Here is a 2,874-nt window from a genome sequence, read left to right on the forward strand (position 1 = left end):
ACAGTGTCCTGGAGGCTCCAAGCCGCCTCGGCCGAGCCGGCTTGGAGCCTCCAGGACACTGTTGGTCGGGTCTTCCATATTTATCCTCCCATCGGCGAATTGCTTCCCGGCAAACGGCGACCAAGAGCGTTCGTTCCACTCATCGGCCAACCGTCCGAAGCGCCGTCGGACTGAAGTCCGGAAAGCAAAGAAGAGGATCGACCGCCGCAACCTAAGTCATGCTTCCGCATTTCTGACGCGCCATTGCATCGGGAGGCGATATATGACCGACGGACTCGCGGACGATCTGGAAGACCAGCCCTATGAAACAGCGTCCTTCGCCAGCAAATACGGGCTCTCCGACAAGCTTGCCAAGGCCATGTTGATCGCGAACGGACCGTCGCGACGCGCCTGCGACGCCGCGGCGAGCACTTACCTCAGATATGTTGCGCTGCGGCGCGAACGCCCGAAATGACCTTCGCTGCGTTGCTGCCGGGCAGCCCGATCCAGGCCGGAACCAAACAGCCCGGCAGGGGTTTATCCGGCGAAGGGACGCTCCACCAGCCAGGAATATTGCAATGAAAACAGTGCTTCTCGCAGCGTTGGCGCTTTGTGTCGCGGCACCCGCCGTCGCATCCGCCGCCGAGGCCGATGTGGTCATCACGACGCATCACAGGCACCATTACCATCACCGTCCCGCCATCGTCATCAATGAGGAAGGCCACCGCCTTCATCACCGCGATCACGGCACCGTCGCATTCTATGACAACGGCCGCCGCGCCTGGCATCGCCATCACCGCTCGGACGCCGTCGTCGTCACGAGCTCAGTCGAGCGTCATCACCGCTACCACCATCGTCCGGTCACCGTCGAAAGCGACACCGACTATTGACGGCTATCGGCCCGGCTCGGGAACCGAAAGCCGGGCCGAACCGTTGCCGGCGATCATTTGTCCGCCTCGCCCCCGGCGAGCGGCACGGTGAACACCGTCGCGGTGCCGGTGAGACAAAGCTCGCCGGCCTCGTTGCGCACCGAGGTCTCCAATTTCGTGATCGGCTTGTCGGCGCGCACGTCCTTGACCTCGACGCGGCCGGTGATCAGTTCGCCGACACCGACCGCCTTGACGAATTTCCAGGAGACTTCGAGGAACACCGAGCCGGGCCCGGGAAGGTCCTCCGCGACCACCGCGTTCAGGATGCCGGAGGTGACGCCGCCCTGCACGATGAGCTTGCCGAACACCGAGGCCTCGGCCAACGCCTTGTCGTAATGCAGCGGATTGCGGTCGCCGGTCATCTCCGCGAAGGCGTCGATATCCTGCGGTTGCGTGCGCCGCGAACGCTCGGCGACGGCGCCGACCTGCGGCCGCCCCTTGATGACGCCTATCCACCCGTCCTTCATCAAATGTACGGTCATGGTCTTACTCCCGTTCGGTTGCGATAGAGGCTCGAGCCCGCCATTGCCTGCGGTTCGCCCTTGTTTGCCGGCTCTCGATAAGTCGCCAGCCCGCTCATGGCGGGCACGGCGCGGCGGACCGGGATCGCGTGTGCGGCGAGCGCCCGAACCTCGGCCTTCATCACCGCGCTGAAGCGGCGATGCCGCTCGCCGATATCGGCCAGCGACCAGTCGAAGCCGGCAATGGCGTCAGTGGTGTCGAGGATCTGATGGGCGAAGAGATCGCGCTCCTGCTGCCAGGTCGCGAAGGCTGCCTCCGATCCGTCCAGGATCGCCCGCGCCAAGCCCTCGGCATCGCGCAGCGCGTCGGCAATGCCGTGCGAGGTGAGCGGGTCGCGGAAGAAGCCGGCATCGCCGACCAGCGCCCAGCCTGGTCCGTGAGCGTGGCGGATGTAGCCCGGCACGCCGCGGAAAGCCTGCAGGCGGGCATCGTCGGGCGCCCGGCTCGCCTGTTCGGCCAGTGCCGGTGAAAGCGCCTCCAGCACCTCCATCCGGGCGCGGAAATGATCAAGGCGGAAGCGCTCGTCGAACAGCTTGGTCGGCACCGAAGCGACGATGCAGGTCAGCCCGCCATTGGTCGGAATGAGGGAGCCGGCGATGCCGTCGCGGAAATACCAGTGATAGCCGGCGCCGGGTTCGACCGGCGCGTAGCCATAGACATGGGCTGCCGAGACCGTGCCCCTTCTGAGCACTTGCGCGTCGCAGCATTTCGCCACCGTGGAGCCGATGCCGTCGCCGCCGATCACGATGTCGGCGCTTAAACGTAAGGCCGCGCGGCCGGCGCCGCGGATCTCGACGCCGCGCACGCGTCCGCGCGTGTCGGCAAAGAGGTCGCCGACCGCCACGTCGTGCAGGAACTCGGCGCCGGCCTTGCGCGCGGCATCGACGAGCATGCGGTCGAGCACGGTGCGCCTAGGCGCGATCAGCCCGGGAAGATCGGGCCCGGCATTGAGCGGAATGGTGATCTCCTCGTCGCCATAGTGGAACGTCGTTGTCTCGATCAGCGGCGTGCCGGCCCTGAGCAGCGGTTTGAGCAGGCCCCAGCGCGACAGCTGCAGCACGGCGGGCCGCATCAGCGCGTGCGTCGACAGCGTGTCTGAGCCGTAGGGCCGGCGCTCGATCGTCAGCACCGTCAGGCCGGCGCGGGCAAGCAGCAGCGCCGTCGAGGCGCCGGCGCAGCGCGCACCGACGATGATGGCGTCGTAATGGGCGCGCTTGGGCGTGGGCGGCAGGGAAATCGCGGTCGTTGGCATCTTCGGTGTCCTCACGGCGGCCTCTCAGGCGGCTTGGCGACCTTTGCGGTCGAGATAGCTGGAGACCTCGGCGGCGATCGCTTGCGCGTCGACGCCGGCGCCGCCGATGAAGTTGGAATCGCGCTTGCGCAGGAAGCGGAAGCCGAGCGCGTAGAGGCCGGGAACGCTGGTGATCCCGTCGCGGTGCGCCAG

The 2,874-nt window shown here is 66.7% G+C and carries 4 protein-coding genes; 2 read left to right on the forward strand and 2 right to left on the reverse strand.

Annotated features, from left to right (window positions below; genetic code table 11):
• Nucleotides 1-262 precede the first annotated feature (262 nt).
• The gene (locus tag EOA60_RS26890; RefSeq protein WP_066999471.1) at nt 263-454 is read left to right on the forward strand and encodes a hypothetical protein; all 192 of its coding nucleotides are present in this window, start codon (nt 263-265) and stop codon (nt 452-454) included.
• Between the two features lie 103 nt (nt 455-557).
• Nucleotides 558-869 (forward strand): hypothetical protein, encoded by a 312-nt coding sequence (locus EOA60_RS26895; RefSeq protein ID WP_095824561.1) that lies wholly within the window; start codon nt 558-560, stop codon nt 867-869.
• A gap of 53 nt (nt 870-922) precedes the next feature.
• On the opposite strand, the gene EOA60_RS26900 is transcribed toward EOA60_RS26895, so the two are convergent.
• Together EOA60_RS26900 and EOA60_RS26905 are read right to left on the reverse strand one after the other, a co-directional pair.
• On the reverse strand, nt 923-1,390 hold the full coding sequence (locus EOA60_RS26900) for a MaoC family dehydratase (RefSeq protein WP_082953788.1): 468 nt from the start codon (nt 1,388-1,390) through the stop codon (nt 923-925).
• Nucleotides 1,387-2,682 (reverse strand): NAD(P)/FAD-dependent oxidoreductase, encoded by a 1,296-nt coding sequence (locus EOA60_RS26905; RefSeq protein WP_127335324.1) that lies wholly within the window; start codon nt 2,680-2,682, stop codon nt 1,387-1,389. Before EOA60_RS26905 ends, EOA60_RS26900 begins: the two co-directional genes overlap by 4 nt.
• Nucleotides 2,683-2,874 lie beyond the last annotated feature (192 nt).

The organism is Mesorhizobium sp. M1A.F.Ca.IN.020.06.1.1 (assembly GCF_004023265.1).
Classification (GTDB): Bacteria; Pseudomonadota; Alphaproteobacteria; order Rhizobiales; family Rhizobiaceae; genus Mesorhizobium.

What these genes read in the sequence shown, in the direction of transcription:
- EOA60_RS26890 (WP_066999471.1), top strand. Translation starts at nt 263, where the DNA reads ATGACCGACGGACTCGCGGACGATCTGGAAGACCAGCCCTATGAAACA.
- EOA60_RS26895 (WP_095824561.1), top strand. Translation starts at nt 558, where the DNA reads ATGAAAACAGTGCTTCTCGCAGCGTTGGCGCTTTGTGTCGCGGCACCC.
- EOA60_RS26900 (WP_082953788.1), bottom strand. Translation starts at nt 1,390, where the DNA reads ATGACCGTACATTTGATGAAGGACGGGTGGATAGGCGTCATCAAGGGG.
- EOA60_RS26905 (WP_127335324.1), bottom strand. Translation starts at nt 2,682, where the DNA reads ATGCCAACGACCGCGATTTCCCTGCCGCCCACGCCCAAGCGCGCCCAT.